The sequence below is a fragment of the Komagataeibacter melomenusus genome (assembly GCF_013155395.1).
GTDB lineage: Bacteria > Pseudomonadota > Alphaproteobacteria > Acetobacterales > Acetobacteraceae > Komagataeibacter > Komagataeibacter melomenusus.
Map to the genome: position 1 here is coordinate 1 of NZ_JABJWC010000008.1, position 24,813 is coordinate 24,813.

Annotated in this window: 27 protein-coding genes and 1 pseudogene; 5 read left to right on the forward strand and 23 right to left on the reverse strand. The window is 60.2% G+C overall.

What is annotated here, in order from left to right:
- From HNW77_RS04825 to HNW77_RS04865, 8 genes are all read right to left on the reverse strand, one after another.
- Positions 1-239 (reverse strand): transposase (locus tag HNW77_RS04825; protein WP_172155764.1); only part of this gene is annotated, 239 nt, incomplete at its 3' end.
- 644 nt (positions 240-883) lie between these two features.
- Positions 884-1,093: an efflux RND transporter permease subunit gene (locus HNW77_RS04835; protein ID WP_241694302.1), complete on the reverse strand. Its 210-nt coding sequence runs from the start codon at positions 1,091-1,093 to the stop codon at positions 884-886.
- A 93-nt stretch (positions 1,094-1,186) separates the two neighbouring features.
- Positions 1,187-1,705, reverse strand: a complete 519-nt coding sequence (locus HNW77_RS04840) for a Fur family transcriptional regulator (protein ID WP_172155766.1) — start codon at positions 1,703-1,705, stop codon at positions 1,187-1,189.
- A gap of 45 nt (positions 1,706-1,750) precedes the next feature.
- Entirely contained in the window at positions 1,751-2,632 is an 882-nt protein-coding gene (locus HNW77_RS04845; protein WP_408886763.1) for an energy transducer TonB family protein, read from the reverse strand.
- Positions 2,629-3,138 carry a TonB system transport protein ExbD gene (exbD, locus tag HNW77_RS04850; RefSeq protein WP_172155768.1) on the reverse strand — a complete coding sequence of 170 codons (510 nt, stop codon included), beginning with the start codon at positions 3,136-3,138 and terminating at the stop codon, positions 2,629-2,631. The genes HNW77_RS04845 and exbD overlap by 4 nt, the downstream gene beginning before the upstream one ends.
- Positions 3,139-3,142: 4 nt before the next feature.
- Positions 3,143-3,883, reverse strand: a complete 741-nt coding sequence (gene exbB, locus HNW77_RS04855) for a tonB-system energizer ExbB (RefSeq protein WP_172155770.1) — start codon at positions 3,881-3,883, stop codon at positions 3,143-3,145.
- Positions 3,880-4,134, reverse strand: a complete 255-nt coding sequence (locus tag HNW77_RS04860; RefSeq protein ID WP_172155772.1) for a hypothetical protein — start codon at positions 4,132-4,134, stop codon at positions 3,880-3,882. Before HNW77_RS04860 ends, exbB begins: the two co-directional genes overlap by 4 nt.
- Positions 4,131-5,369 (reverse strand): PepSY-associated TM helix domain-containing protein, encoded by a 1,239-nt coding sequence (locus HNW77_RS04865; RefSeq protein WP_172155774.1) that lies wholly within the window; start codon positions 5,367-5,369, stop codon positions 4,131-4,133. Before HNW77_RS04865 ends, HNW77_RS04860 begins: the two co-directional genes overlap by 4 nt.
- A gap of 467 nt (positions 5,370-5,836) precedes the next feature.
- Here HNW77_RS04865 and HNW77_RS04870 point away from each other — a divergent pair, with 467 nt between their 5' ends.
- From HNW77_RS04870 to HNW77_RS04885, 4 genes are all read left to right on the forward strand, one after another.
- Entirely contained in the window at positions 5,837-6,343 is a 507-nt protein-coding gene (locus HNW77_RS04870; protein ID WP_172155776.1) for a sigma-70 family RNA polymerase sigma factor, read from the forward strand.
- Positions 6,344-6,428: 85 nt separating this feature from the next.
- Positions 6,429-7,418: a FecR family protein gene (locus HNW77_RS04875; RefSeq protein ID WP_172155778.1), complete on the forward strand. Its 990-nt coding sequence runs from the start codon at positions 6,429-6,431 to the stop codon at positions 7,416-7,418.
- A gap of 276 nt (positions 7,419-7,694) precedes the next feature.
- Positions 7,695-10,232 carry a TonB-dependent siderophore receptor gene (locus HNW77_RS04880; RefSeq protein WP_172155780.1) on the forward strand — a complete coding sequence of 846 codons (2,538 nt, stop codon included), beginning with the start codon at positions 7,695-7,697 and terminating at the stop codon, positions 10,230-10,232.
- A gap of 282 nt (positions 10,233-10,514) precedes the next feature.
- Positions 10,515-11,498 carry a LysR substrate-binding domain-containing protein gene (locus HNW77_RS04885; RefSeq protein ID WP_172155782.1) on the forward strand — a complete coding sequence of 328 codons (984 nt, stop codon included), beginning with the start codon at positions 10,515-10,517 and terminating at the stop codon, positions 11,496-11,498.
- Here the strand turns inward: HNW77_RS04885 and HNW77_RS04890 are convergent.
- From HNW77_RS04890 to HNW77_RS04950, 13 genes and pseudogenes are all read right to left on the reverse strand, one after another.
- Complete coding sequence (locus HNW77_RS04890) at positions 11,449-11,691, reverse strand: DUF2274 domain-containing protein (RefSeq protein WP_172155784.1); 243 nt, start codon at positions 11,689-11,691, stop codon at positions 11,449-11,451. The genes HNW77_RS04885 and HNW77_RS04890 overlap by 50 nt on opposite strands.
- On the reverse strand, positions 11,684-12,895 hold the full coding sequence (locus HNW77_RS04895) for a TrbI/VirB10 family protein (RefSeq protein WP_172155785.1): 1,212 nt from the start codon (positions 12,893-12,895) through the stop codon (positions 11,684-11,686). The genes HNW77_RS04890 and HNW77_RS04895 overlap by 8 nt, the downstream gene beginning before the upstream one ends.
- Positions 12,892-13,884, reverse strand: coding sequence for a P-type conjugative transfer protein TrbG (gene trbG / locus HNW77_RS04900; protein ID WP_172155787.1), 993 nt, complete (start codon positions 13,882-13,884; stop codon positions 12,892-12,894). The genes HNW77_RS04895 and trbG overlap by 4 nt, the downstream gene beginning before the upstream one ends.
- Positions 13,881-14,564 carry a conjugal transfer protein TrbF gene (gene trbF, locus HNW77_RS04905; protein ID WP_172155789.1) on the reverse strand — a complete coding sequence of 228 codons (684 nt, stop codon included), beginning with the start codon at positions 14,562-14,564 and terminating at the stop codon, positions 13,881-13,883. Before trbF ends, trbG begins: the two co-directional genes overlap by 4 nt.
- Before the next feature lie 5 nt (positions 14,565-14,569).
- The gene (trbL, locus tag HNW77_RS04910) at positions 14,570-15,997 is read right to left on the reverse strand and encodes a P-type conjugative transfer protein TrbL (RefSeq protein ID WP_172155791.1); all 1,428 of its coding nucleotides are present in this window, start codon (positions 15,995-15,997) and stop codon (positions 14,570-14,572) included.
- Between the two features lie 5 nt (positions 15,998-16,002).
- Positions 16,003-16,737, reverse strand: coding sequence for a P-type conjugative transfer protein TrbJ (gene trbJ, locus HNW77_RS04915; protein ID WP_172155793.1), 735 nt, complete (start codon positions 16,735-16,737; stop codon positions 16,003-16,005).
- Positions 16,734-19,174, reverse strand: a pseudogene (gene trbE / locus HNW77_RS04920) (conjugal transfer protein TrbE). The gene trbJ and the pseudogene trbE overlap by 4 nt, the downstream one beginning before the upstream one ends.
- 13 nt (positions 19,175-19,187) lie before the next feature.
- Positions 19,188-19,463: a VirB3 family type IV secretion system protein gene (locus tag HNW77_RS04925; RefSeq protein WP_172155795.1), complete on the reverse strand. Its 276-nt coding sequence runs from the start codon at positions 19,461-19,463 to the stop codon at positions 19,188-19,190.
- Positions 19,463-19,831, reverse strand: coding sequence for a TrbC/VirB2 family protein (locus HNW77_RS04930; protein ID WP_172155797.1), 369 nt, complete (start codon positions 19,829-19,831; stop codon positions 19,463-19,465). The genes HNW77_RS04925 and HNW77_RS04930 overlap by 1 nt, the downstream gene beginning before the upstream one ends.
- A complete protein-coding gene (trbB, locus tag HNW77_RS04935) occupies positions 19,828-20,832 on the reverse strand; it encodes a P-type conjugative transfer ATPase TrbB (protein WP_172155798.1) in 1,005 nt (334 codons plus the stop codon). Before trbB ends, HNW77_RS04930 begins: the two co-directional genes overlap by 4 nt.
- A 130-nt stretch (positions 20,833-20,962) precedes the next feature.
- Positions 20,963-21,406 (reverse strand): ribbon-helix-helix domain-containing protein, encoded by a 444-nt coding sequence (locus HNW77_RS04940; RefSeq protein WP_172155799.1) that lies wholly within the window; start codon positions 21,404-21,406, stop codon positions 20,963-20,965.
- Between the two features lie 2 nt (positions 21,407-21,408).
- Positions 21,409-23,418: a conjugal transfer protein TraG gene (locus HNW77_RS04945; protein ID WP_172155800.1), complete on the reverse strand. Its 2,010-nt coding sequence runs from the start codon at positions 23,416-23,418 to the stop codon at positions 21,409-21,411.
- Between the two features lie 117 nt (positions 23,419-23,535).
- Positions 23,536-23,826 (reverse strand): DNA -binding domain-containing protein, encoded by a 291-nt coding sequence (locus tag HNW77_RS04950; protein WP_172155801.1) that lies wholly within the window; start codon positions 23,824-23,826, stop codon positions 23,536-23,538.
- Positions 23,827-23,969: 143 nt separating this feature from the next.
- Here HNW77_RS04950 and HNW77_RS04955 point away from each other — a divergent pair, with 143 nt between their 5' ends.
- Positions 23,970-24,170, forward strand: a complete 201-nt coding sequence (locus HNW77_RS04955; protein ID WP_241694303.1) for a helix-turn-helix domain-containing protein — start codon at positions 23,970-23,972, stop codon at positions 24,168-24,170.
- A gap of 20 nt (positions 24,171-24,190) precedes the next feature.
- Here HNW77_RS04955 and HNW77_RS04960 read toward each other — a convergent pair whose 3' ends face one another.
- Both HNW77_RS04960 and HNW77_RS04965 read right to left on the reverse strand, forming a co-directional pair.
- Positions 24,191-24,535 carry a type II toxin-antitoxin system RelE/ParE family toxin gene (locus HNW77_RS04960; protein WP_172155803.1) on the reverse strand — a complete coding sequence of 115 codons (345 nt, stop codon included), beginning with the start codon at positions 24,533-24,535 and terminating at the stop codon, positions 24,191-24,193.
- A 5-nt stretch (positions 24,536-24,540) separates the two neighbouring features.
- Positions 24,541-24,810 (reverse strand): ribbon-helix-helix domain-containing protein, encoded by a 270-nt coding sequence (locus HNW77_RS04965; protein WP_241694304.1) that lies wholly within the window; start codon positions 24,808-24,810, stop codon positions 24,541-24,543.
- Positions 24,811-24,813: the final 3 nt, after the last annotated feature.

Here is a 24,813-nt window from a genome sequence, read left to right on the forward strand (position 1 = left end):
CAGCCGGCATCCATCCAACGACGAGACTGCTGATAAACCGCCGACCACGGCGGCAGATCGTTTGGCATCGCGCGCCAGGCAATCCCGTAGCGGATCACGTAGCGCAACCCGTTGAACAGTTCGCGCAAGTCATGGCGCCGCTGTTCCGCGTCTTCACGCATCAGGACCAGATACGGGACAACCAACGACCATTCTTCGTCTGATACGTCAGATGGATACGGCTTGCGGGCTTGCGTCATTCAGCATTACTGAACCAATCGCGCACGAAAGTACATAACACCCTCTAGATACACTGGGTTCACGTATACGGATAACGTCGAGTCTTTTAAGACACGACCCTATATTTTATTTGATGCCGGTGTTCATTATGATTTTGGACAGACAATTCCTTTTTTGAGAGGATTAACGGCACAAGTGGCAATGTCTAATCTTGCCAACACATATTATGAAACGAGATGTTCAAAAACTGTATGTTACCTTGGTCAGGGTAGACGAATTTACGGGAACTTAACGTATAATTGGTGAAATTTTTCCGCCGAAAACTGCACCGACTTTCCTTATTTAAAATCAATGTGTTGCCCCTCATCTCGATGCCAGAGTCGTGGGGCAACATCGCTGCAAGTTCCGAGGGGCATCCCATGCAACAATCATGGGTTATCCCCGGCAATATCCATGGGGCCATCCATGCCAAACTCGAGGGACGCTCCTGTGCACTATCCGTGAGGTTACACGGCAACAGGCGTGGAATGCGCTCCCCGCCCCAAAAACTTTCGCGAAACTGGAGAAACCTGTTCGGAGATATATCCAGTGGGATCACACCAGAATGATGCGCAGAACGACCGGAACATGCTCTTCCGCCTGATCGTCAGCGGCCAGATATCCCTTACCGTTCCAGCGGGGCGGCCACCGTGCGGGCCATGACCTCGGGCGAACCGCCGGCATTTGACGCTGAGACCGAGATCACCGGCAGGTCAATATCGGGCAGGTCCGAAACCGGCAGATGGGGCAACGCCATCAGGCCCGACAGCACGGTGGAGAGCAGCAGCAGGAGTGTCGCTACCGGGCGACGGACGAACCAGGCGATGAATTTCAAGGAAGATGTCCCGTCCCTGCGGGAGGGCTCTGTCTATAAAGACGATCGGCCACTGCATTTTTTCACCGATTAGATAAAAAAATGCTTCAGCACTCAGCGAATGTCCGCATCCCCGGTGGCCGGTACCGGTGTCACGGTAATGGCGGCGGCCTGCACGGCCAGCCCGTGTTCAGCCGCGGCCCGGCGCAACAGGGCCGCCACTTCCGGCATCCGGCACGGAATCTTCCGTCCCGTGCCCGCCTCGACAAAGGTGACGGCCAGCCTGCCTTTGCGTTCGGGCGCAATGCTGTAATGCCACAGCCGGTCGGGCGAGACGTCGCGGCGCAGGATGTCGCGGGCGACGAGCAGGTTCAGGTTGCGCTGGATCGAGCCCTGGCTGGGTGGATGGCCGTCGGTCATGGTGCGCAGGGTCTTCCAGATCTCGATGGCCGTGGCCCCCGCGCCCGCTTCGAGGATGCCATGCAGCAGCACCCGGCGCAGGTCGGTCATCTTCACGCCCGCCTCCCGGCAGCGATCCTCAAGCTTGCGCACCGCACTGCGACTGGCGCCCATGCCGGGACGGATCTGGCTCAGGGCGGGCGGAGAACGACGGTGTTCGGAAAAGGCGAGCATGGTGATGATCCTGTCACGATCAGAATAAGGGAATGGCCAGAAACCTCAGTTCCTGTCGGGGTGGATGTAGAATTCGACGGGCACGGTCAGGGTGATGGGATCCCCTGCGACACTGTCCGGCGGGATGGGCAGAGGCTGGGCGCGTTTGGGGAGCGCTATGGCTTCCTGATCCAGCAGCGGATGGCCCGAGCTGCTGGCGAGTGTCACCGAGAGCACATGGCCCTTGCGGTCCATGGAGAAGGTGACGGTCGGAACACCTTCCTGATGATCGGTCATGGCGTCGGCTGGGTAGCGCTTGAACTTTTCAAGCTGCGCCAGCAGCGCACCCTGCCAGGTCACTGGGTCGTGTGACGCATGGGCCGATGACGAACCGGGGGCGGGGGCCGCCTGTGTGGGCGCGGGCGGCGCTTCCGAGGACGGTGGTGCGGTTGTGGCCTCGGCGGCCGGCGTTTTGTCCGGGATCGGCTTTTTGAGCATTGGCACCGGCTTGCTCTTCCTGACGATCTTGCGCGGTTTCTCGGGCTTGGGCACCGGAACTGGCGGATTGGGCGCGGGCGACGGCGGGGCAGTGATCTTCGGTGGCTCGACCGGGGCCGGATCGGGAATGGACTGGGTCTGCTTCAGGCCGATCGGCGCATCCGTCGGCGGCGTCGGTGTCGAGACAGGTTCCGGGGCCATGTCGATGGCAATCGCGGCTGGGGGCGGTTCCGGCACGGCCATGACCGGTGGCGGCAGGCGCATGATCCACCAGACCGCCCCGCCACTGACCGCGAGCACGGCGAGGAAGGACAGGCCCCAGCGGAGTGCATCGTGGCGCCGGGCCAGATGGGCCTGCCTTTTCTGCCACTCGGCAAAGGATGGCGGGACCGTCTCCTCTGTCACGCCAGCAGGATGTGTTGTACCCGCCATGTCAGCCGTGCCGCTCACGGGGTGCCTCCTACAGCGGGAGCCGTGGCAGAATCACTACCCGAGGTTGTGGAACCGGTCGGCACCGTTGTCGTGCCAGATGCACTGCCTTCCTCCTGTCCCTGCAGGTTGACCAGTGCGACCTTGAGGTAGCCGGCGGTGCGAAGCTTATCCATCACCCCCATCAGCGTGCCGTAATCCACCGTCTTGTCGGCGCGCAGGAAGATCCGTTCGTCCCTGTTACCTTTGGTGGCGCTTTCCAGGGCACCTGCCAGACCGTCCATGGTGATGTCATCTTCTCCCAATGCCAGGCCGTGATCGGCCTTCACCGTCAGGAACACAGGGTCGTCCGGGCGCGGCGTGGGCTTCTCGGTCGAGGATGGCAGGTCCACCGGCACGTTCACCGTGGTCAGCGGGGCGGTGACCATGAAGATCACCAGCAGCACCAGCATCACGTCGATGAACGGCGTGACATTGATCTCGCTCGCCTCATGCGGGTTCTCATCGGTATGGCGGATGCGGATCATGCCGCTACTCCCCGGCCACCGAGCGGCTATCGCGCGATGCGCCAAGCCGCACCACCTGCCCGCTGGCGGTCAGCGCCTGCATGCGGCCTAGATCGCGCGAGACCAGACGCATCACCAGCGCGGTCAGATCCGCCACCTGCGCGCGGCACGAGGCGGTCTGACGGGCGAGATGGTTGTAGATCACCACCGCCGGGATGGCGGCCACCAGACCAAGGGCGGTGGCCAGCAGGGCCTCGGCGATGCCGGGCGCGACCACGGCGAGACTGGTCGCCTTGCTGGCGGCAATGCCGGTGAACGAAGTCATGATCCCCCAGACCGTGCCGAACAGGCCGATGAAAGGCGAGGTCGCGCCAATGGTGGCCAGAACGCCGGTGCCACGCAGGAGCCTGCGCCCCTCGGCCGCCTCCAGCCGTTCGAGATGCAGGACGATGCGTTCCTTCAGCCCCTCGCTGTCGTCAGGAATGTCGGCAGAGCGTTTGCGCTCGGTCTCGGCGGCCATGACCAGCGTGTGGGCGATGGACGAATTCCCCCGTGTCCATTCCTCGCCAAGGTCCAGCGTATTGGCCTCTTCCAGCGCTTTTTCGGCCTTCTGGAGCCTGAGCCGCACGCGCAGCAGTTCGAGCGACTTGGCGATGAAGATGGTCCAGGTCAGCAGCGAGGCCACGGCCAGCAGGATCATCACGCAGCGGACGACGGGGCCAGCGTTGAGGAACATGTCCCACGGGGAGAACGAGATCGGGGTCATGACTGACCTCCTTTGACAGACGGTGTGCGGCACCATGCCCGGAGGACGCAGGCGACCGTCACGATGAGGGGAATGGAGAGGGCAGCCCAGGACAGGGCCAGCCAGACGCCATGCTGGCCCAGCAGGGCGGACAGCAGGCCGAAGATGGTCAGTAGTCCCAGTGCAATCGGCCACGGCCAGACGGCAACGGGGTGACGTGATGCCGACACAGGAAGGGATGGCGTGGGGATTTCTGGAGAGACGGCGTTCATCGCGTGCCCTCCACCAGAGCAGGCAAGTCGTCCGCATCATCCAGATCGTAACCCAGAGCCCGCAGTCGGGCGTCGGTGGCGATCCTGCGCTTGCCCGCCCACAGCGCCACACCGCTGACCAGCACGCCGATCACCACCACATCGAGCAGCGCCCACAGGATTTTCAGCGGCATGCCACCGTAATCGCCGAAATGCAGGGGGCGGGAGATTTCGAGGAAGCGAAGATACCATGGCATCGGATAGGCACCGGTCAGTTCACCCGTGCGGGCATCGACCAGAACCGGGGTGAACAGTCGGGCGCGCAGCGGGGTCGCACCCCGGGTCCACAGCACGTAATGCACGGGGCTGCCGAAGGAGGCGCCGGGGAAGGAGAGGCCGGTCACCTCATTGCCAGGAGCTGCCTTTGCCGCCGTATCGAACGCGGCCTGCACCGAGGACAGATGGTCCTGCGAGGGTACCGGCAGATTGGCGTAGGGACGTAAAATCTGCCGCACATCGGTCACGCGCCACAGACCGAACAGCGGGGTCTGGAGTTCGTTGACCAGCCCGGTGAAGCCCACGACAGTCGCCCAGACCAGTGTGGCGGCCCCCAGCAGGTTGTGCAGGTCCAGCCATGTCAGCCGCGAGGCCCGGTCCCGACGCACCGAACCGAACGGCAGCCGCTTCATGAACCGGCCATAAAGCACCGTGCCGGACACCAGCGAGGCGACGAAGACGCCGCCCATCGCGCCGAGAAACAGGCGGCCTGTCAGTCCTGCAAACAGACTTGTGTGAAGCTGGTTGCAGATGCCCATGATGATGCCGGTCCAGGTGCGCGGCTCCTTGGGCGCATCGGCGGGACGCGACTGTTCCAGCACCCTGGCCGTGCGGGCGTCGAACTTGATCCAATGACCGGAGTGGTGGTCCGGGTAATTTTCGTCGTCCTTGAGCGCCTGCCAGCTTGGAGCCATCGAGACCAGCACCGCCGGTTCATCGTCATCGGGGTTGACGCTGGTGACGATCTGCCCCGGATAGAGCGCCCGCGCCTTCTCGACGATCACATCCAGGCTGGCGTTGGGCGTACCAGGCGGCAGAACCTCATAGGGCGGGTCATCGTCGCCGACGAACGTGTCCCATATCTGCTCGGAAAACAGCAGGGGAAGGCCGGTCACGCAGACGATCAGTAGGAACAGCGTGCAGACCAGGCTTGTCCATTTATGGATCACGAACCAGCGACGAAGCGTGCGGGTGGTCATGAAAACCATGCGCTCACAAGTGCGTGTAATAGTGATTCGCAACTCTGTTTTGCGTAAAATTCTGCCGGGTCCATTACATCTACGCGCCTTCGTATGCGTCGGAAATCGGGAATATTTCGCTGATGACCGGCTGATCACAAACGGTCCGCGACAATTCCCTCACCTAACAAAGACGATCAAAAACCGGCTTTTTTCTCGGAGCCCTGAATTTTTTTAGATAATACGTTGAAACGCCTGCCTGTCACTTCATCGAACAAAGCGGATCACATCGCTTGCCGCTCCGTTCCATAGCACCAAGACATTCTGGTTTATCCCAAGCGACGGCCATTTCCTGCGGCACTGTGGAATATGAAAATATTGCGACTTTTTCTCATTTGCGTTACAGGCATGAGTCGCATTGACATGCTGCTCGTCTCTACGGATCAACCCAAACCCGTCATGACCGATGACATGAATGGACCAAGCACGTGACGTCCTGGAGCATACTTCTGACAACGCTTTTCCGCTCTGAACAGCGAAAGGTCGAGGCGCTTGCCAGGAGGAAATGTGCGGATCCGGAACAGGCTGCGGACGTGGTGCAGGATGCGTTCATGCGGCTCAGTCGGCTGGCTAAACCTGAGGCTGTCAACAATCCGGGACACCTTCTCTTCACCACGGCATCCAACATCATGCTGGATTATAACCGTCGGATCAGACGTGAACGCAACCGGGATGGAGGAAGTATAGCCCCCGATCTCCCCTGCCCCGTTCCCGATGCCGAGGTCCAGCATGCTGAAAAGCAGCGCAGGGCCATTTTGCGAGAAGCAATCGCCGCTCTCCCCGACGAGACACGTGACATCTTCATCCGCTTCCATCTCGAGGGACGCAGTTACCGTCAGATCGCGGAAGAAAAAGGGATGGACCTCCGCCGTGTCGAATATCATCTTCGTGACGCCATGAAAGCCTGCCGCCAGTACGCCCGCGACCATCAGTGACAGTCATTTACGCGTCACCGCAAACAGGATCATGGTATCCCGACCTGTCGCCTGTTACACCTGCGGAAACAATAAACGAGACAGCATGTCCGCCTTCTGGGCGACTGGATATCTGAACGTGCAGAACAGGAATGAACCGTCAGGTGACGCATTTGATGCGGCCAATGCCTGGTATCATCGCTTGCAAGGAGACAATGTCACCGAGGCAGATCGGGATGCTTTTCGTAAGTGGTGTGCACAGAGCCCTGACCATGAGGCGGCGTGGGAAGACATCCAGACTTTTGCATCGGACATCAGGATAACGCTTGCGCAAAAACCACCAGTGCCAGCGCGCAGCACCATCCAACGCCCCCGAAGTTCACGCCGTTCGGCCCTGGCGTTAGGCAGCCTTGGTCTGGCCGTCGCCTGCATCGCCATGCTGTCCAGCGGGTGGAGTGACTGGCTTCAGGCGGATTACCGCTCTGGCCAAGGCGAACAGAAAACGGTGACATTGGCGGACGGGTCTGTTGCAACGCTCAGCCCGAATAGCGCCCTGAAGATCCTGCCTGACACACATGGACGAGGCCTCGCCCTACTCCATGGAGAGGTATGGTTCTCCGTCCACCCTGATAGCGCGCACCCGTTCTACGTTCTTGCCGGCAAAGGCCGAGTGACCGATGTCGGCACGCGCTTTGATCTCAGATATCTGGACGGACAGACAAACATTGCAGTGGAAGAGGGTATGGTTGACGTTGCCTATGGCCCCCCTCCCCCCGATCACGTCAGGCTAACGGCAGGACAGAATATCTCCTACGGCACAGGCGGTCTTGGCGGCATACAGGCAGTTGATCCTGATGACATTGGCGCATGGCGCAAGGGGAACCTCGTTTTCCGTCAGAAGCCGCTTGCGGAAGTCGTCGCGGAACTCAACCGGTATGGCAGCACGACGCTCGTGCTCGCCAGCATTCAGGGGCGTAACAGGCCCGTTTCCGGCACGTTCGTCATCGGTCAGGAAGACACAGCCCTGAACGCCCTCCACGAGGCATTTGGACTCAGGATTCTACGCTTCACGCGTTATGTCACCGTCCTCTACTGATTCTTCGTCCAGCTTTGACACGCTCAGCTATGACCTGATCCAAGAGCAAGATACCCTTTCCGACACCGGACAGACCTCTCAGACAGCACTCTTTTTCACATCACAAAAAATAAATTCATAAAAATTTTCCGAAAGTGCCGGGTTCCGTCGTCTTCACAAACAAGATGCAAGTGAGAATGCTTCTCATATAAGAAAGCATTCCCGGAAGATGACAGGGAACCAGAACAGGTGAGCGGATTTCATACACACTCCAGGTGCCTCCCCTCGCGGTGCGGAATGGCGCGACTGCTGCTGACAACGTCTCTTTGCTGCTCGGTCGGCATTGTCGCCAGCATCGGGCAAGCCAAAGCAGCAGCTACCGTCAGCTCCACCGAACAAACTTTCTCCTTTTCCATTCCGGCACAATCGCTGGATGGAGCACTCGCCGCTTTTTCAAAGATCACGCATATCCAGACTGTCGCTGCGGGTGAACTGACGCGTAGTGCGCGTTCACCGGGTATCAGCGGAACTATGACACCTACCGCTGCTATGAATGTCCTGCTCGGTGGCACTGGCCTAAGCCCCCGGACAAGTGGAAATGTCATTATTGTTCAAAAAGCGGCAGCCAACATCACGCTTGGTCCCGTGCGCGTAGGCGGTAGCTTAAACGCACATGAGGCTGCAATCGGTCCCGGTGTCGGCTATGTAGCAACTTACTCCGAAGCCGGGACAAAAATGGATACTCCGATTACGGAAATCCCTAATTCAGTTTATGTCATAACTAAACAGGAAATTTTAGATCAACAAGCTCAGACAGTGAACGAAGCACTACGCTATATGCCTGGGGTGTACGCTGAAAGACTGGGGACCGCGAACGTAAGTACTGCCGGAGGAAATGCTAACGGTACCGGGTCCGTCATGATGCGTGGATTTGCCGCTACACAGTATGTTGACGGTATCATGTCTAGCTCTAGTTCAGCAGGTGAAACGGCTTTTGTCGAACGTGTCGAAACACTTAACGGCCCCGCTTCAGTTCTTTATGGCCAAGTTGGACCTGGTGGACTGATTGCCACGCGCTTAAAACAACCCGGAGAAACACCTGTACATAATGTGAGTGTTGGATTTGGTAATCACGGACGTTACGAAGCGACGTTTGATGTGGGTGATAAGATCACGAAGTCAGGAAATCTAAAATATAGAATAGCGGGAATAGGTGTTACGCAAGGATCTCAAACAGACTACCTCCATTACAAAAGAGTCGGTGTGTTGCCGTCTATAAAATGGGATATCGATGATAAGACTAGCCTTACTCTGATCGGGCAGTATATGTATACGCCAGAAGATGGACAGGATACCGGCTACCCAAGTATTGGCTCGTTAGTACCTGGCACCCATGGTTATCTTCCGAGGTCTCTCTATCTTGGAGACCCGGCATATAATACCAGCGGTGAACGAGATGCGGCTTTCGAGTATCAATTTCAACATAAATTTAATAAGTTCATAGAGTTTCAACAAACATTCCGATATGAAGATTCGTCTACACATATAAATAATTTATATTTATTTGGTTCTATTCAAGAAAATGGCAATATTAGTCGTAGGGCATGGAAGCAAAACAGCAGAGATGCCACAGTTGCACTCGACAGTAGATTTATAGAACACTGGAACACCGGTCCGGTAAAACAAACCTTCGTGGAAGGGATGGACTTTAGGCGGATATCCATTGCACAAAATATCGCTTACGATACGAGTGGAGCGGGAGCCATAAACGTATGGGATCCCATATATTACGTCACACATTTGAATTATAGTTTGTATGGACCCGATGATATAGAATTAGATAATATGAAAGAAACGCAATATCAGAGCGGTATTTATTTTCAAGATCAGATAAAATACGGACACTTGTCGGTTCTTCTTGGAGGCCGGCAGGATTGGTATAATTATAAAAATGCTTTAATTACCGGCGATAATTATGAAACAGATGCAGGGCATGGCGTTGTCACACAACCCTATGTTTATGAACGACAAAATCCATCTGATTCGAAATTCACGTGGAGAGCAGGTTTAACGTATAATTTTGATTTCGGGCTTACACCTTATTTTAGTTACGCAACATCATTTATACCGCAGACTGGAGCATTTCAGTATAATGGACAGGCAGCAAAGCCTTTAAATGGCAAGCAGTTTGAGGCTGGATTGAAATACTTGATCCCACACACAAATGTTTTCTTAACGGCCGCGGCATATCATATTCAAGAAAATCATTACCAGATCACGGATATGGAACGTCCTGGTTATGAAGCTGATGCCGGCACGGTTACTTCGAAAGGTGTTGAGTTGTCAGCTCACGCGAACGTCACAAAAGACTTGCGCCTATCTTCTTCCTATTCGTTCAACGAAACTCGCGCCACGAAAAGCGATACAAGTGTAATACTTCGTGATATGGCTGGAAACAATCTTGGTACTGTGAGTGAACAGGGGAAGTACATTGCTGGACTCCCCCGCCATATGGTGAACATGTTTGCTGATTATACTCTCCCTAGGAAGATATTTCATGGTTTGGGGGTGAACTTCGGCATCCGTTATATTGGAAGCACTTATGCAGACAACGCAAATAGTTATAAAGTTCCATCTTATCTACTGTTTGATGTTGGTGCTCACTATGATTTCGAAAATGCTTCGCCATTGCTGAAAGGTTTGCGTGCACAGTTGGCGATTTCGAACCTTGCGAACACCCGGTATGTGACATCGTGCAGTTCTGGTTACGGCGGTGGTACGTGTTATTACGGTCAGGCTCAGCGCATTTATGGTAATTTTTCCTACAGTTGGTGAAATTATACCGCCCGAGACTACACCGACTTTCCTTATTTAAAATCAACGCATTGCCCCTCGTCTCGAGGCCAAAGTCGAGGGGCAGCATCGCTGCAACTTCCGAAGGGCATCCCGTGCAACAATCATGGGTTATCCCCGGCAAGATCCATGGGGCCATCCATGCCAAACTCGAGAGACGGTGCTGTGCACTATCCGTGAGATCACACGGCCACTGGCGTGGGATGCGTTCTCCGCCCGCAAGACTTTCGCGAAACTGGAGAAACCTGTTCGGAGATATATCCAGTGGGATCACACCAGAATGATGCGCAGACCGACCGGAATCTGCTCTTTCGTCTGATCGTCAGCGGCCAGATATCCCTTACCTCGCTGGTTGAGGCTCTCGCTGTGGCGGAACATCGTAATTTCCGAAAGGCCGGTGAAACCTTACGGATTTCACAATCTGCTATCAGCAACCGGATCGCCACCCTTGAAGATATTATCGGTTTCCGCCTGTTTGAACGCCGCAACGGCGTGCATGTCACCTACGAGGGACAGCAGTTTCTCTCCGTCATCAACGAAGCGGTCAGTCTTATTGACCTTGCACTCCGTCCCACCCGCCTGCTTCCTGTCACCACTGAAAGCAGGCTGATGGTCGGTGTCCAGTCCTCAAGCGCGGGAGGATTTCTGCGCAATATCCTCGACCGTTTCGTAAAATATTCGCCTTATGTCCGGCTGGTCTCGGGCGAATTCGCCCCTGATCTGCTGATCTCCGGCCTGCGACGACGCGAGATCGATATTGCCTTTACCCCTGACATTCCACCACGTCGGACACTGGCCCATGATATTCTGTGCGTCATGCCCTTGTGGACCGAAACCATGATGGCGGCACTGTCCGAGCATGACCGGCTGGCCATGCAGGAGGCCGTGACATGGAACGATCTTGCGGATCATACCTTTTTGGTTCGCCGGGAGGGCATGGGATCGTGGCTGATGGCGCAGGCCCTTCCCTATCTCGAACAACATGGCGCTCCACCCCGGATCGAACATATGATTGTCGGGCGAGACACCCTGCTGACCGATGTCGTGCGCCGCCGGGCGGTGGCCCTGACCTCGGCCGCGACAACAAGCCTGTCGGTTCCAGGCGTGCGCCTGCTTCCTCTTGCAGGTGATCCCATCACCCTGACCTTTCATGCCCTGTGGTCACGCCAGAACCACAATCCAGCGCTCCAGACGCTTCTTAAACTGGTGAGGACGGTGAAGGACCCAAACGTTTCTGACGCCATCTGAGAAAAGCCCTGTCGGAGAGCATAAATTTCTCGATCATTGGGGCTATCAATTTCTGTGGCGTGACACTCTGCTGGTGCAGGGCGTTCATGGCGTCCGCATAAGCCAGAAGATCCCGATGCACGGACGCGGGCAGATCGATTGTAAGCCGAACCGGTTTTTCATCGGGCAGAGCACTGATTTTCAGATCACTCATGATCCGTTTCTCCTTTTACATGCCATGGTCGCACAACCAGATCCCGATTCAGAACCAGGGTAAATGGCAGGCCGGGCCGGTCGGTCAGGGTGGGCTGGACGTTGAGACTTCGGTCAATCAGCCGGTTGCCGACCATGGAAAAGCCGTTGCTAGCGCCGGAGCGGATTGCCTGGGCCAGATTGTTTTCGCTCTGGCTGGTGCCCGCCTCGGAGCCGACGCTGAGGAGCGTGGTCACCAGGGCCGCTTTGAAAAGCTGGCCCCAATGATTGTCGACCTCGTCAGACAGGCCGGACTGGCCGATGGCGTCACCACCGGACAGCTTCTCCAGCACGAGGCTCTCGCCGTCGGGGTATAAGAGTCGCGTCCAGATGATCTGCGTGCGCTGCTGCCCGAAGGAAATCCCGCTGTTATAGGCTCCGAACAGCGTGCTGCCCTGCGGGATCAACAGATAACGACCGGTCGGGCTGTCATAGACGTTCTGGGTCACATGACCCACGATCTGGCCGGGCAGATCGGAACTGATTTTCGTGTTCAGTGCGCCAGCGATCACCGTGCCCGCCTGGAGGACATAAGGTGAGGCAGGCGGCGCAATGCGGTCCGGGCTGGTCGTCGCGCGGTCGGGCTGCCCTTCCAGAAAGGCAAGGTTCCCAGCCTGTGGCCCGGTCGTGGTGGAAGCCCGCCCTTGAGTGGCAGGAGCGCCCGGCGCGGGCGGCATCGTCTGTTCGCCGGCGCGGTCACGTTCCCCCGTCTGCACGAACAGCCGGCTGGCGATCGCGGCCTCGACTTCCTGTTGCGCGCGCCGGTCGTCGCTACCCGACGCCGCCTTTCCCTGCTCCTGTGCCTTCAGGATAGTGTATCCCGGATCTCCTGGCAGAGCAGGACCGAGCTTCGGCACGCCGTTGCCGACATAGTCTGAGGGCAGCCCCGTCAGCCCATCGGCGGACGGGCGCACATCCGTGTCCTGGCTGGCGGCGGGTGGCGCTTTGTGGCTGCTGTTCTCCAGCGCGTAGCCAAGTGCGAGACCAATGGCGAGCATCCCTGCCCCACCGAGCGCCCAGACCACGGTGCGGTTAAGACGCACCACGCGCGGCCGTTCCGCCCGCAGGCGCAGATCGGGAGGAGAAGGCGAGGATGATGGTCCCGATCCGCTTCCGTCGGCCGACACGTCCCCACCCTCATCCTGACGATCCTGCGTGTCGGTCATGACTTCCTGCCATCTGTGCGTACGATACGCACCCGCTGCTCGGAATGCTTATCGCCCAGCCGCAGTTCGGCGGCCGCGAACAGCCGGTCCACGATCATCCAGTTCTGCCGCACCCGGTAATTGACCAGTTCCGGGCCGCCATCGGCTCCCAGCACAAAGAGCGGCGGCAGTTGCCCCTGCCCTATGCCGGCCGGAAAGGCGATGTAGACCTTGTGGCCGTCATCGAACGCCCGGCTCGGAAACCAGGGCGGTGTGGCGCCTTTAACCGGGTTGATGGCATAGCGGAAATTCAGCGCGTCGAGATTCAGTCCCGCATCCACAGGGGTGGCATCATCAGCGTCACTGTCCCGCCGATGCAGGGCGATCAGGTCATCCTCGGGATAGTCCCACGACACCGATGCCATGTAAGTCGCGGGCGTGGAGCGCAGTTCGGCGAGATAGGTCCGCCGGTCGGTATTGACGATCAGATTGGTGGTCAAATCCGGCCGCGTCGGCTTGACCAGGATATGAATCCGCTTTGTCGCCCCAGCCCCGCTTTCGGTATCGCCGATGATCCAGCGCACGGTGTCACCGGCCGCGACAGGCCCGGTGCCGACCAGCTTCTCCCCCTGCTGGAGCATGATGTCGGTGATCTCGCCTGGCGAAGTATAGACCTGATAGAGAGCGCCGGGGCTGTAGGGATAGACCTGCACCGCGTTGATAAACCCGGCTCGCGTGGGCTGAATGCGCGCCGCCAGATTGGCCTGCGTCACGCGCGCGGTCGGATCGGCAACTTCGGGGGCCGGATGTGTGACGCGTCGTGATGGCAGCGGCTTGAGCTGGCCCGGCAGGGGAAGTGGCTGCGGGACTTCAACGACCTGTACCGGTTTCGGCGGATCCGGCAGACGCGTGGCCTGAACAGCATCATCGTACCGGATGACCGGCGGATGGTAATGCTGCGCGCATCCGGCCAGAGGCAGGACCAGCAGCGGGAGAGCACGACGGATCATTGGCCCAGCTCCTTCGACCAGTTGATGGCGGAGACGTAGATGCCCAGAGGATTTTTCCGAAGATGATCAGCGTCGCGCGGCGTGCGCAGAACGACCGAGACGATGGCGGTCCAGCGCTCGGTGCCGGTGAACGCGCCGTCACGGTAATGGCGCTCGGTCCAGGCCACACGGAAGCTGCCGGACGAGGCCCGGATCACCGAGGCGATGTCCACCTCGACCTGCTCGTGCCCGATGCGCGAGAACGGATCGTTGAGGCGGGCGTAATCGTTAAGCGCCTGGGCGCCCAACGTGGTGGTGAAATCATAGGACCGCAGCCAGTTCTGCCGGACCACAACGGGGTCCGACGACAGGGCGCGCACGTCGTGGACGAACTGCGCCAGATACCAGGAGATCTGCGGATCGGCGGGCATATAGCCCGCTGTCGCGGGGGCCACGACCTGCGCCTGCCCCAGCCGGTCCACCTGCACCACCCACGGCGTGATGGTGCCGCGCGCGGACTGCCAGACCAGCCCGGCCCCGAGCCCTGCCGAGAGGAATAGCGACCCGAACGCCATCAGCCGCCAGTTGCGGGCCTGGATGCGGGCGGAGCCGATCCGCTCGTCCCAGATCTGGGCGGCTTTCTGATACGGGGTCACAGGTTCGGGCGTGGTCCCGTAGCGGGTGGTGGAGCGACGGAACATCGTCCTCATTCCTTTTCTGACAGATCGATTGAGGAAGATCCGCCCCCGCCGTCGGCGGAGCGGATGACATGGGCGGCCTCGGCGGCATGGGTCGCTGCGTTACGGCGCTTCATCTTCTGCGCCCAGCGGGGCGGTTCGCCGGAACCGCCACCATCTCCACCAGATGGACCCTCACCGGTAGGGCCGCCACCCGTGGGGCCACCCCCTTCTCCGGCAGGACCACCCCCACCTGATGGAAACGGCCCGCTGCCACCGGTTTCGTCACCCTCTCCACCGCCCATCCCGCGTGCGGCCCAGCGTCCACCGGCGGCATAGTTTTCTTTGAGGGATGAACCGGCACGGGAGGCCGCTCCTTTGACGGCATTCGCGACGTTCCCACCGACAGCCCGGCCCATGCCGCCGATCCCGGCGGTCATGCTGCCCGCGCCGCCAGACGCGCCAGCAGCACCAGCCGAATAGGCGGAGGTGGCGGCCCCGGCGATCGCGGCCCCGCCCCGCGCGGCGGCAGCTGTAGCGCCCAGCGCAGCGGCACCTCCGGAAATTGCGGCAGCGGGCGCGGCAACAGCGGCAGCCCCCATGGCGCCAACCGCCATGCCGGTACCGACTGCCGCGCCCGCACCAAGCTGCGGGGCACCGGAAATCAGGCCATTGGCGATGCTGCCGCCATAAATGGCGAGCCCGACGATCGAAAGCGACGCCAGCACAACCGAGACGGCCTGGCCGATGGTCGGCACATCGCTGCCGTAGGACGTCGTAAACTGGGCGAACAGAACCGACGCGATGGCGGAAATGATCGCCAGCACCATGATCTTCACACCGGACGATACGACATTGCCCAGCACCTTCTCGGCCAGAAAGGCGGTGCGATTGAACAGGGCGAACGGGATCAGCACGAAGCCTGCCAGCGTGGTCAGCTTGAACTCGATCAGCGCCACGAAAAGCTGCACGGCCAGAATGAAGAACGCCGCCAGCACGATCAGCCAGGACAGACACAGCACGAATATCTGGATGAAGTTGGTAAAGAAGGCGACCGGACCAAGGAGATTGTGAACAGAGTCCAGAAGCGGCTGCGCTGCCGTGAACCCCGTGGAGGCCAGACGACCGGGCCGCAGGAAGTCTCCCAGCGCCAGACTGCCACCGCCGACCTTCAGTCCGAGGGCCGCAAAACTGTCGAAGAGGATCTTCGAGAGCGCATCGAAATCGTTGATGACCCAGGCGAAGAAGCCGATATAGAGCGTCTTCTTCACCAGACGCTGGATGATGTCCTCATCCGCAGCCCAGGCCCAGAACAGGCCAGCAAGAGCAATGTCCAGCACAGACAGCGTACCTGCCAGCGAGATCACATTCCCCTTCACCAGACCGAAGCCCGTATCGATCGTGGTGGTGAAGGTGTTCAGAAAGGTATCGATAACGCCGACATCGTTCATGGCCATGATGGTCAGTTCCCGCTACTGCCGAACATGGAAACCGAAGTCGGGCTATAGGCGTTATATTGGGAAAAATGCTGATACTGAGCTTCGCTCTCGACTTCGGTGGCCGCATTCCGCGCCCGCTCCAGCGCCGTGGCCCGCCCGTTGGCGGCGAGTTCGGCCTGGATGTCGGACAACTGGCGCGACTGAAGCGCGAGAAGCTGATTGCCGGCCTGCGCCGCCTGCAGAGCACCTGTGGAATCCTGGCTGGCCGAAACAAGCTGGGTCATGGCACTGCTGTCGGAAGGAATATTCCCCACAACACGCGCCTGCAGTTTCAGGGCATCCTCAAAGCCGCCTACGGAATTCTGCCACCTTGTCTGCGCCTGGCTGAACAGGGCGCTGTCGGACATGCCCGATGAGACCGACGTATAGGATTGCTGGTACTGCTGCTCGACGGACTGGACGCTGTAGGCAATGTTCTGCGCCTGCGCGAGCAGTGCCGTAGTCTGGGAAATCGTCGATTGCAGCGATGACAATGTCGAAAGCGGCAGGCTCGCCAGATTACGTCCCTGATTGACCAGCATCTGTGCCTGGTTGGCCAGCGAGGTGATCTGATTATCGATCTGCTGGAGGGTCCGTGCCGCGATGAGAACATTCTGGACATGGTTGGCTCCATCATACACCGCCCATTGTGCCCGGGCCTGTGGAACGCCAAGCGACAGCAGGGCCGCCGTACCGCAGAGAAAGACCGCCTGCCTCATGACACAGATCCTTCCCGCAGAAGGTCCGCAGCCCACGTTATACCGCGCGCCTCAAACCAGGCCGGGAGAAATCCGGGACGGCCATGTTTCGCCAGCACTGCATCGATCAGCCGGTGATCGTCCTTGCCGGATGCCGCACACAGGGCAAGTGCTACCGGCCCGAGCCCCAGTTCAAACAGCCGGTTTCCCCGCTGCGTCTGGCAGTAATATTCCCGCTTCGATGCCGCACGAGCGATGATGGCGGTCTGCCGGTCGTTGAGACCAAAATCGCGATAGAGGACCGCGATCTGCGGCTCGATCGCCCGTTCATTGGGCAGGAAGATCCGTGTCGGGCAGCTTTCCACTACGGCCGGGGCGATCGGGGAATTGGCAATATCCGATAGGGACTGCGTGGCGAAAATTACCGATGCGTTCTTCTTGCGTAGGGTTTTCAGCCATTCCCGGAGCTGGCCGGCAAAGTCCCCGTCGTCCAGGACCAGCCAGCCCTCATCGATGACCAGCAGCGTCGGCCGGCCGTCCAGACGGCCCTCAATGCGGTGAAACAGATAGGACAGCACGGATGATGCCTCGCCCGAGCCGATCAGACCTTCGGTCTCGAACACCACGACATCGGCGTCGCCCACCGCTCTGCGTCCGCGTCGAGCAGGCGGCCATAGGGACCACCCAGGCAGTATGGTGCCATTGCCTGCTTCAGGGCGTTGGACTGGAGGAGTGCTACCAGACCTGAGATCGTGCGTTCATGGGTGGGCGATGATGCCAGGGAATTCAGGGCCGACCAGAGGTGAGACTTCACCTCCGGGGTCAGCGCCACGCCCTCTCCGACAAGGATCTGGCCGAGCCATTCGCTGCCCCATTTTCGCTCATCCGGATCATCAATCCGCGCCAGCGGCTGGAGCGATACACTGCCACTCTGTTCTCCCGACAGATCAGCGTCTGTCAGCCCACCGCCGAGATCATGCCAGTCCCCATTCATCGCCAGCGTCGCGGCCCGCATCGACCCGCCGAAATCAAAGGCAAAAATCTGCGATCCCGCATAGCGACGGAACTGCAACGCCATCAACGCCAGCAGGACAGATTTGCCCGCGCCTGTCGGTCCTGCGATCAGCGTATGACCCACATCGCCGACATGCAGGGAGAACCGGAATGGCGTGGCACCCGCCGTCCTGCCGTAGAACAGAGGGGCTGCCCTGAAATGCCCGTCCCTCTCCGGCCCGGCCCACACGGCTGAGAGTGGAATCATATGCGCCAGATTCAGTGTCGAGATCGGGGGCTGACGCACATTGGCGTAGACATGCCCCGGCAGAGATCCCAGCCACGCTTCCACCGCGTTGAGGCTTTCCGTCATGCAGGTGAAGTCGCGCCCCTGGATGATTTTTTCGACGAGGCGAAGTTTTTCCGCCGCTATGCTGGCGCTGCCATCCCACACCGTCACCGTGGCCGTGATGTAAGCCTGCCCGACATCATCCGCGCCCAGCGACTGCAACGCCAGATCGGCATCGGCTGCCTTGTTGGCGGCATCGTTATCCACGAGAACTGATGCCTCATTGGTCATCACTTCTCGGACAATGGCTGCGATACTCTTGCGTTTTGCGAACCACTGGCGCCTGATTTTCGTCAGCACCTTGGTGGCGTCGGTCTTGTCGAGCAGGATCGCGCGGGTGGACCAGCGATACGGCATCGCCAGCCGGTTCAGGTCATCCAGGATTCCGGGGAAAGTCCGCGACGGGAAACCGGTGATGGTTAGCGTCTTGAGGAAAGCATCGCCGAGTTTCGGCTCCAGTCCGCCCGAGAGCGGCTGGTCCACCAGGAGCGCATCAAGATGCATCGGGATTTCCGGCACCCGCACGCGCTGGCTCCGGGTCGAAATGGTCGAGTGCAGGTGGGTCAGGGTCTCCCCGTCATCCAGCCACGCCGCTTCGGGCATGAACCCGTCCAGCAACGCCAGAAGCCGATCACTGCGATCCACGAAGGCATGGAGCATGCCGTGTGGATCTGGGCCGCCCCGTTCCCTGCCCTCATAGAGAAAACGCTCTGCACGCCCTGAAGATTCCGCAGGTGGCAGCCAGACCAGGGTGAGGAAATACCGGCTCTCGAAATGCGCGCCCTCATCTTCGAAGGCTTCCCGGCGCTCAAGGTCCACCATGTGCGAAGCGGCATCCGGAAAATCGCTCTCGGGATAGAGCGTGGCGGGAACGCGCTGCGCTTCCACGAACACGGCCCAGCCGGAGCCAAGGCGACGCAGGGCATTGTTCAGCCGCCCGGTGACACCGACCAGTTCGGCAGGGGTGGCGCTATCCAGATCGGGACCGCGTATCTTTGCCGTGCGCTGAAGGCTGCCGTCTTTGTTCAGGACCACGCCTTTCTCCACGAGCGCCGCCCATGGCAGGAAGTCGGACAGGAGGGCAGCACGGCTGCGATATTCACCAAGGGACATCATGGCCCTCCCCTTCCTATGAGCGAAGCCAGGCGGGATAGCGCAGATGCCGCCGCCCTACCTCGATGAAGAAAGGGTCGCGCTTCGCCCCCCAGACCGCGAGCCCATGCCCCACGATCCAGAAGACGGCTCCGATCAGCCACAGCCGCAGGCCCAGCGCGATCGCCGCCGCCAGCGTGCCGTTGGCGATGGCGACAGCACGGGGCGCGCCACCCAGCAGGATGGGATCGGTCAGCGAGCGATGCACCGGGACATGGAACCCCGGCACCGCGTCATCGTCATATCCCACCATCAGATCAGTGCCCCGCCGGAGAACGAGAAGAACGACAGGAAGAAGCTGGACGCGGCAAAAGCGATGCTGAGTCCAAAGACGATCTGGATCAGGCGGCGGAACCCGCCAGATGTTTCGCCAAAGGCCAGGGTCAGACCGGTCACGGTGATGATGATCACCGAGATGATCTTGGCCACCGGCCCCTGCACGGATTCCAGGATCTCGTTCAGGGGCGTTTCCCACGGCATGCTGGATCCTGACGCCCATGCCGATGACGCGAAAGCAAGCCACAGCAGCATGGAGGTTCCGAACACACGCAGATCCGGCACATGCCGGTCAGAACGTGCGACAGCGCACACGACGGCGCGCAGACGTGAAGGCGGCATCATGATGACTCTCCATTGGCAGAGCAGGATGTTTCGGGAGAAGAGAGGCTGACCGGACGGATGCGATAGGCGCCCGTCACGGGATCGAGGCCGTCGATTTCCGCCAGTTCGGACAGGCGGCGTGCCGTGCCGCGTCCGGACAGCACGGCGATGACATCGATGGTTTCGGCGATCATGTCGCGTGGCACCGTGACCACCGCCTCCTGAATCAGCTGTTCCAGACGATACAGGGCCGCCAATACCGATCCGGCGTGCAGCGTGCCGATGCCACCCGGATGGCCAGTCCCCCATGCCTTGATCAGATCAAGGGCTTCGGCCCCACGCACCTCACCGACGGGAATACGGTCTGGGCGCAGACGGAGACCGGAGCGGACAAGGTCCGAAAGGGTAATCACGCCTTCACGGGTCCGCAGGGCTATGAGATTGGGCGCCGTGCATTGCAGTTCGCGCGTATCCTCGATCAGGACGACGCGGTCATCGGTTTTTGCCACCTCGGCCAGCAGAGCGTTGACCAGCGTCGTCTTGCCGGTGCTGGTCCCGCCTACGACCAGGATATTCTTCCTGTCCGAGACCGCATGCCGCAGGAAATCTGCCTGGGCATCGGTCATGATCCCGGCTGCGACATAGTCATTGAGCGTGAACACGGCGACAGCGGGCTTGCGGATCGCGAAACTTGGGGCGGTCACAACGGGCGGCAGCAATCCCTCGAACCGTTCGCCGGTTGGCAACTCGGCCGAGACACGGGGTGCTGTTTCATGCACCTCAGCCCCGACATGGTGGGCCACGAGACGCACGATGCGCTCGGCATCGGCTGGCGTAACCCTGTCGCCGGTATCGCCCAGCCCCTCGGACAGACGGTCGATCCACAACCGCCCATCGGGATTGAGCATGACCTCGACCACGGTAGGATCAGCGAGATGCCCCGCAATCGCCGGTCCCATCGCCGTGCGCAGCATGGACATGCCGCGCTGTCGGGCACCACTTTCAATCGGTGTAACCGCCATGGGAATCCCCGTCTTTACGGATCATCCGGCCTCTCCGGACGACGACGGGGATTATTAGAAGGGAGCGGATTTATCTGCTGGCAACAAGGATTTCACGGGATGCGGTAAAAGCGTATGTAATTGGGAGCGTTCAGGCGGGATCGGTGCCCGACGGATCCTGTCGTGCCGCGACATCACGCTGACGGTCGCGCAGGAATCGGTCCCCCGTCGCCAGCCGCCGCTCCAGCGCGGTCAGGAAGCCCTCGAACCGCTCCAGCCCCATGGCCCGAGCAGAGGCCCGGGCGCTATCCGGGAGCGGTGGTGTGCTGGTCAGCCAGAACCGGATGAACAGGGTCAGTGTCTCGGCCATGATCGAGACGTCTTCCTCCAGCCCGGCCATCTGGCGCGACAGCCGGTCGAGACGCCGCGACGTCGCGGCTTCCTGTCTTTCCGCGGCATCGTCCGTCAGGAACGACAGCACCGCCGTCTCCACCAGCGCGGATTTCGAAATATCCCGCCGCACGGCACGGGCCTCAAGCTGCTTATGGATATCGGGATCGAAATAGACGTTCAGGCGTCGGCTGCGCTTGTGCATGGTCAGTTTCCTCCCAGTTCCAGACCGTCATTGCGATCCATGCCGGCCTGACGGATGATGTTCCCCTGTCGGCGCAGTTCCGCCGCGCGCTGCACCTCGGCCTCGGGATCGCTGTCGGGAATTTCGAACTCGGCGGCCGGATCAGGCCGCTCAGGCGCAATATCCTCATGCTCGGGCAACTCCGGCTCCCGGCGGACGCCACTGTTGGCGTCGTCGGTATCGTCGGCATTGGATCCGGCATCCGGGGGCGACGGCACACTCGGCATATCCTCTGCGACCACCCGTCCACACCACACATCGATGGCGGGATTCCCGTCCCGCACCAACGTTGCCAGATCGGGGGACGGCAGGATGCGCGTGGTAAAGCGGCGATCCTGATAGTAACGGACTTTCAGGGCGCGGATCGGTGGGCAGCCCGACAGCATCACCAGTTCCTCATGGTCGGGTAACTGCTGGACCTCGCCCACGGTCAGGAGCGGCCTGGCAGTTTCCTGCCGGGAAACCATGAGGTGCCCGAGCCAGGGCGACAGGCGATGCCCGGCATAATTGGTGGAATCCCGCTGCTCCGTTGCCGTGCCCAGGGCATCTGACACCCGTCTGGCGGTCCGTTCGTCATTGGTCGCGAAGCTGACGCGGACCTGGCAATTGTCGAGGATCGAATTGTTCGGCCCGTATGCCTTCTCGATCTGGTTCAGCGACTGGGCGATCAGGAAGGCCCGGATCTGATAGCCTGCCATAAACGCCAGCGCGCTCTCGAAAAAATCCAGCCGCCCGAATGCCGGAAATTCGTCGAGCATGAGAAGCAGCTTTCGCCGTCTGGCCGCCGCCTCCAGATCTTCCGTCAGACGGCGTCCAATCTGGTTGAGCATCAGCCGGATCAACGGCTTGGTGCGGCTGATATCCGAAGGCGGCACGACGAAATAAAGTGAGGCCGGTCGCGCCGAGGATACGAGATCCTCAATCCGCCAGTCGCATCTTCTGGTCACCATCGCCACGACGGGATCACGATAGAGCCCGAGAAACGACATGGCGGTAGAGAGCACGCCGGAGCGTTCGTTATCCGATTTGTTGAGCAGTTCCCGTGCGGCGGACGCCACGACGGGATGTGGCCCCTTCTCCCCCAGATGATTCGTCCGCATCATGGCGGACAGGGTCGTCTCGATGGACCGTTTCGGGTCGGAGAGGAATTTCGCCACACCGGCGAGCGTCTTGTCGGCTTCGGCATAAAGCACATGCAGGATCGCGCCGACCAGCAGCGCATGCGAGGTTTTCTCCCAATGGTTGCGTCTCTCCAGCGCGCCATCCGGATCGACCAGGATATCGGCGATGTTCTGCACGTCGCGGACTTCATATTCCCCCAGACGGACCTCCAGCAGCGGATTGTAGGCGGCCGATGCCGGATTGGTCGGGTCGAACAGCAGCACGCGCCCGAAGGTCGCGCGAAATCCCGCCGTCAGTTCCCAGTTCTCGCCCTTGATATCGTGGATGATGGCCGAACCAGGCCAGGTCAGCAGGGTCGGAATGACCAGCCCCACCCCTTTGCCCGAGCGGGTGGGCGCAAAGCACAGCACATGCTCGGGACCGTCATGCCGGAGATAGGCCCGGCGGTATTTACCCAGAACGACCCCGCTCTCGCCCAGCAATCCCGCCGCACGAATATCGCGGGCGGTGGCCCAGCGGGCCGAACCATAGGTTTCGACCCGACGCCTTGCCCGCGCCCGCCAGATCGACAGGGCGAAGGCCACGGTGACGGCCAGAACAACGCCCGCAACACCAATCCGCGCGCCATGCACGAAGATGCCGGGCGCATAGGCATCGAACTCATACCACCACCAGAAGAAGAGCGGCGGCGCGTAGACAGGCCAGCGATGCCCGAGCATGAACCAGGGCGCCCCAAGCTCAGGCTGGAACCCGAGACGCCAGGCGGTCCACTCGGTCGCGGCCCACCAGAACAGCAACATGATCGTGAAGACCAGTATCACCTGGCCCCAGGCCACACGGGACGCGGACATGACGACCTCCATGACAGGATGATCCGTCCGTCAGGAGGAATAACTACGCGCGGGGCAAGGTAATTCAGGAACCGTGCGGCAATCGGCGGTCTTTGTGTAAGAAATCGGATGGAGCGTTCAATGCGGCGTCTTTCCGCCGGGAATGGTCAGGAGCTGGCGATAGCCGGTGTCACGCATCCAGCGCGCCCGCGCCATATGCGAGTCCCAGCATCGCCGCGCGCCGTCCCTGTCGGCTACCGGATCGCGGCCGAGCACGATCCGCGCCACCTCGCACCAGTCGGCGCCTGCTTCCTCGGCATCGAGGATGCGGAGATAGATGCCATGATGGAGATGGTCATACGCTGTCAGCAGTGGGCAGTCCGGTGCCTCATCGGCTGGAACGGCTTCGTTCTCGGGTTGGGACGTCATGATCCTGCCCTTTCCTTCAGGTCCGCAGATCATATCCTAAAATGGGATAATCCCGATACGGGATTATTGGGACGGTTCCTCTGTTTCAACCGGAACCGCACCCTATGCCGAAATCGCTGCGCTCTCCGCGACAGCACCGTCTCATGGAATTGCTGATCGCAGCAAGGCGCGACAAGGGACTGACCCAGGCCACACTGGCGGAGCGGCTCGGCAAGCCCCAGTCCTATGTTGCAAAATACGAGACCGGCGAGCGCCGAATCGACGTGATCGAGTTCCTCGACATCACGACCGCCATCGGACTCGATGCCGCTGACATTCTTGCCAGTCTCATGGAAGATCACTGAATCGGTTCGGCCTCATCCGGTCACTGTTCCGAACTGTCGTCCCCATCGGGATTTCGCAGCCAGCCCGGAATGTCCTGATGGGCGTGCAGAATGCGCCAGACATCCAGATGGTCCTCACGCTCCACGTAGAAAACCACGAACGGCCAGTTCCGGAAAGTGAGCGCGCGGAGCCCCGGAAGATCAAGTTCATACCCGCAACGCGGCGAGCCGATGCCAGGATATTGCCCGATCAGGGTCATCGCCTCTTCGAGCGCCCCGATAAACCGGTCCGCCACAGCGCCTCCGGCTTTCCCGACATAATCGTCAATGATCCGATCAATATCCCGCTCGGCCTGCTCGCGCAGCACCGCGCGTCTGGTCGTCATGATGATCAGACGCCGCGCACACGCGATCGCAGGCGCTCGAAATATGGGGCGTCCGCCGTGGCGCCCGGTGCGGACTGGCCCCCTTCAAGCAACAGGCCGCGCAGACGCTGTCTGTCCTGATCCTTGCGGATCAGTTCGCGCACATACTCGCTGCTGGTGCCAAACCCACGGCCGGCAACCTGCTGGTCAACGAAGCTTTTCAGGGCTTCTGGCAGAGAGATGTTCATGGTGCTCATGCGAGCAGGATAGTCGTGTATGGCAAAAATTGGCAACATGAT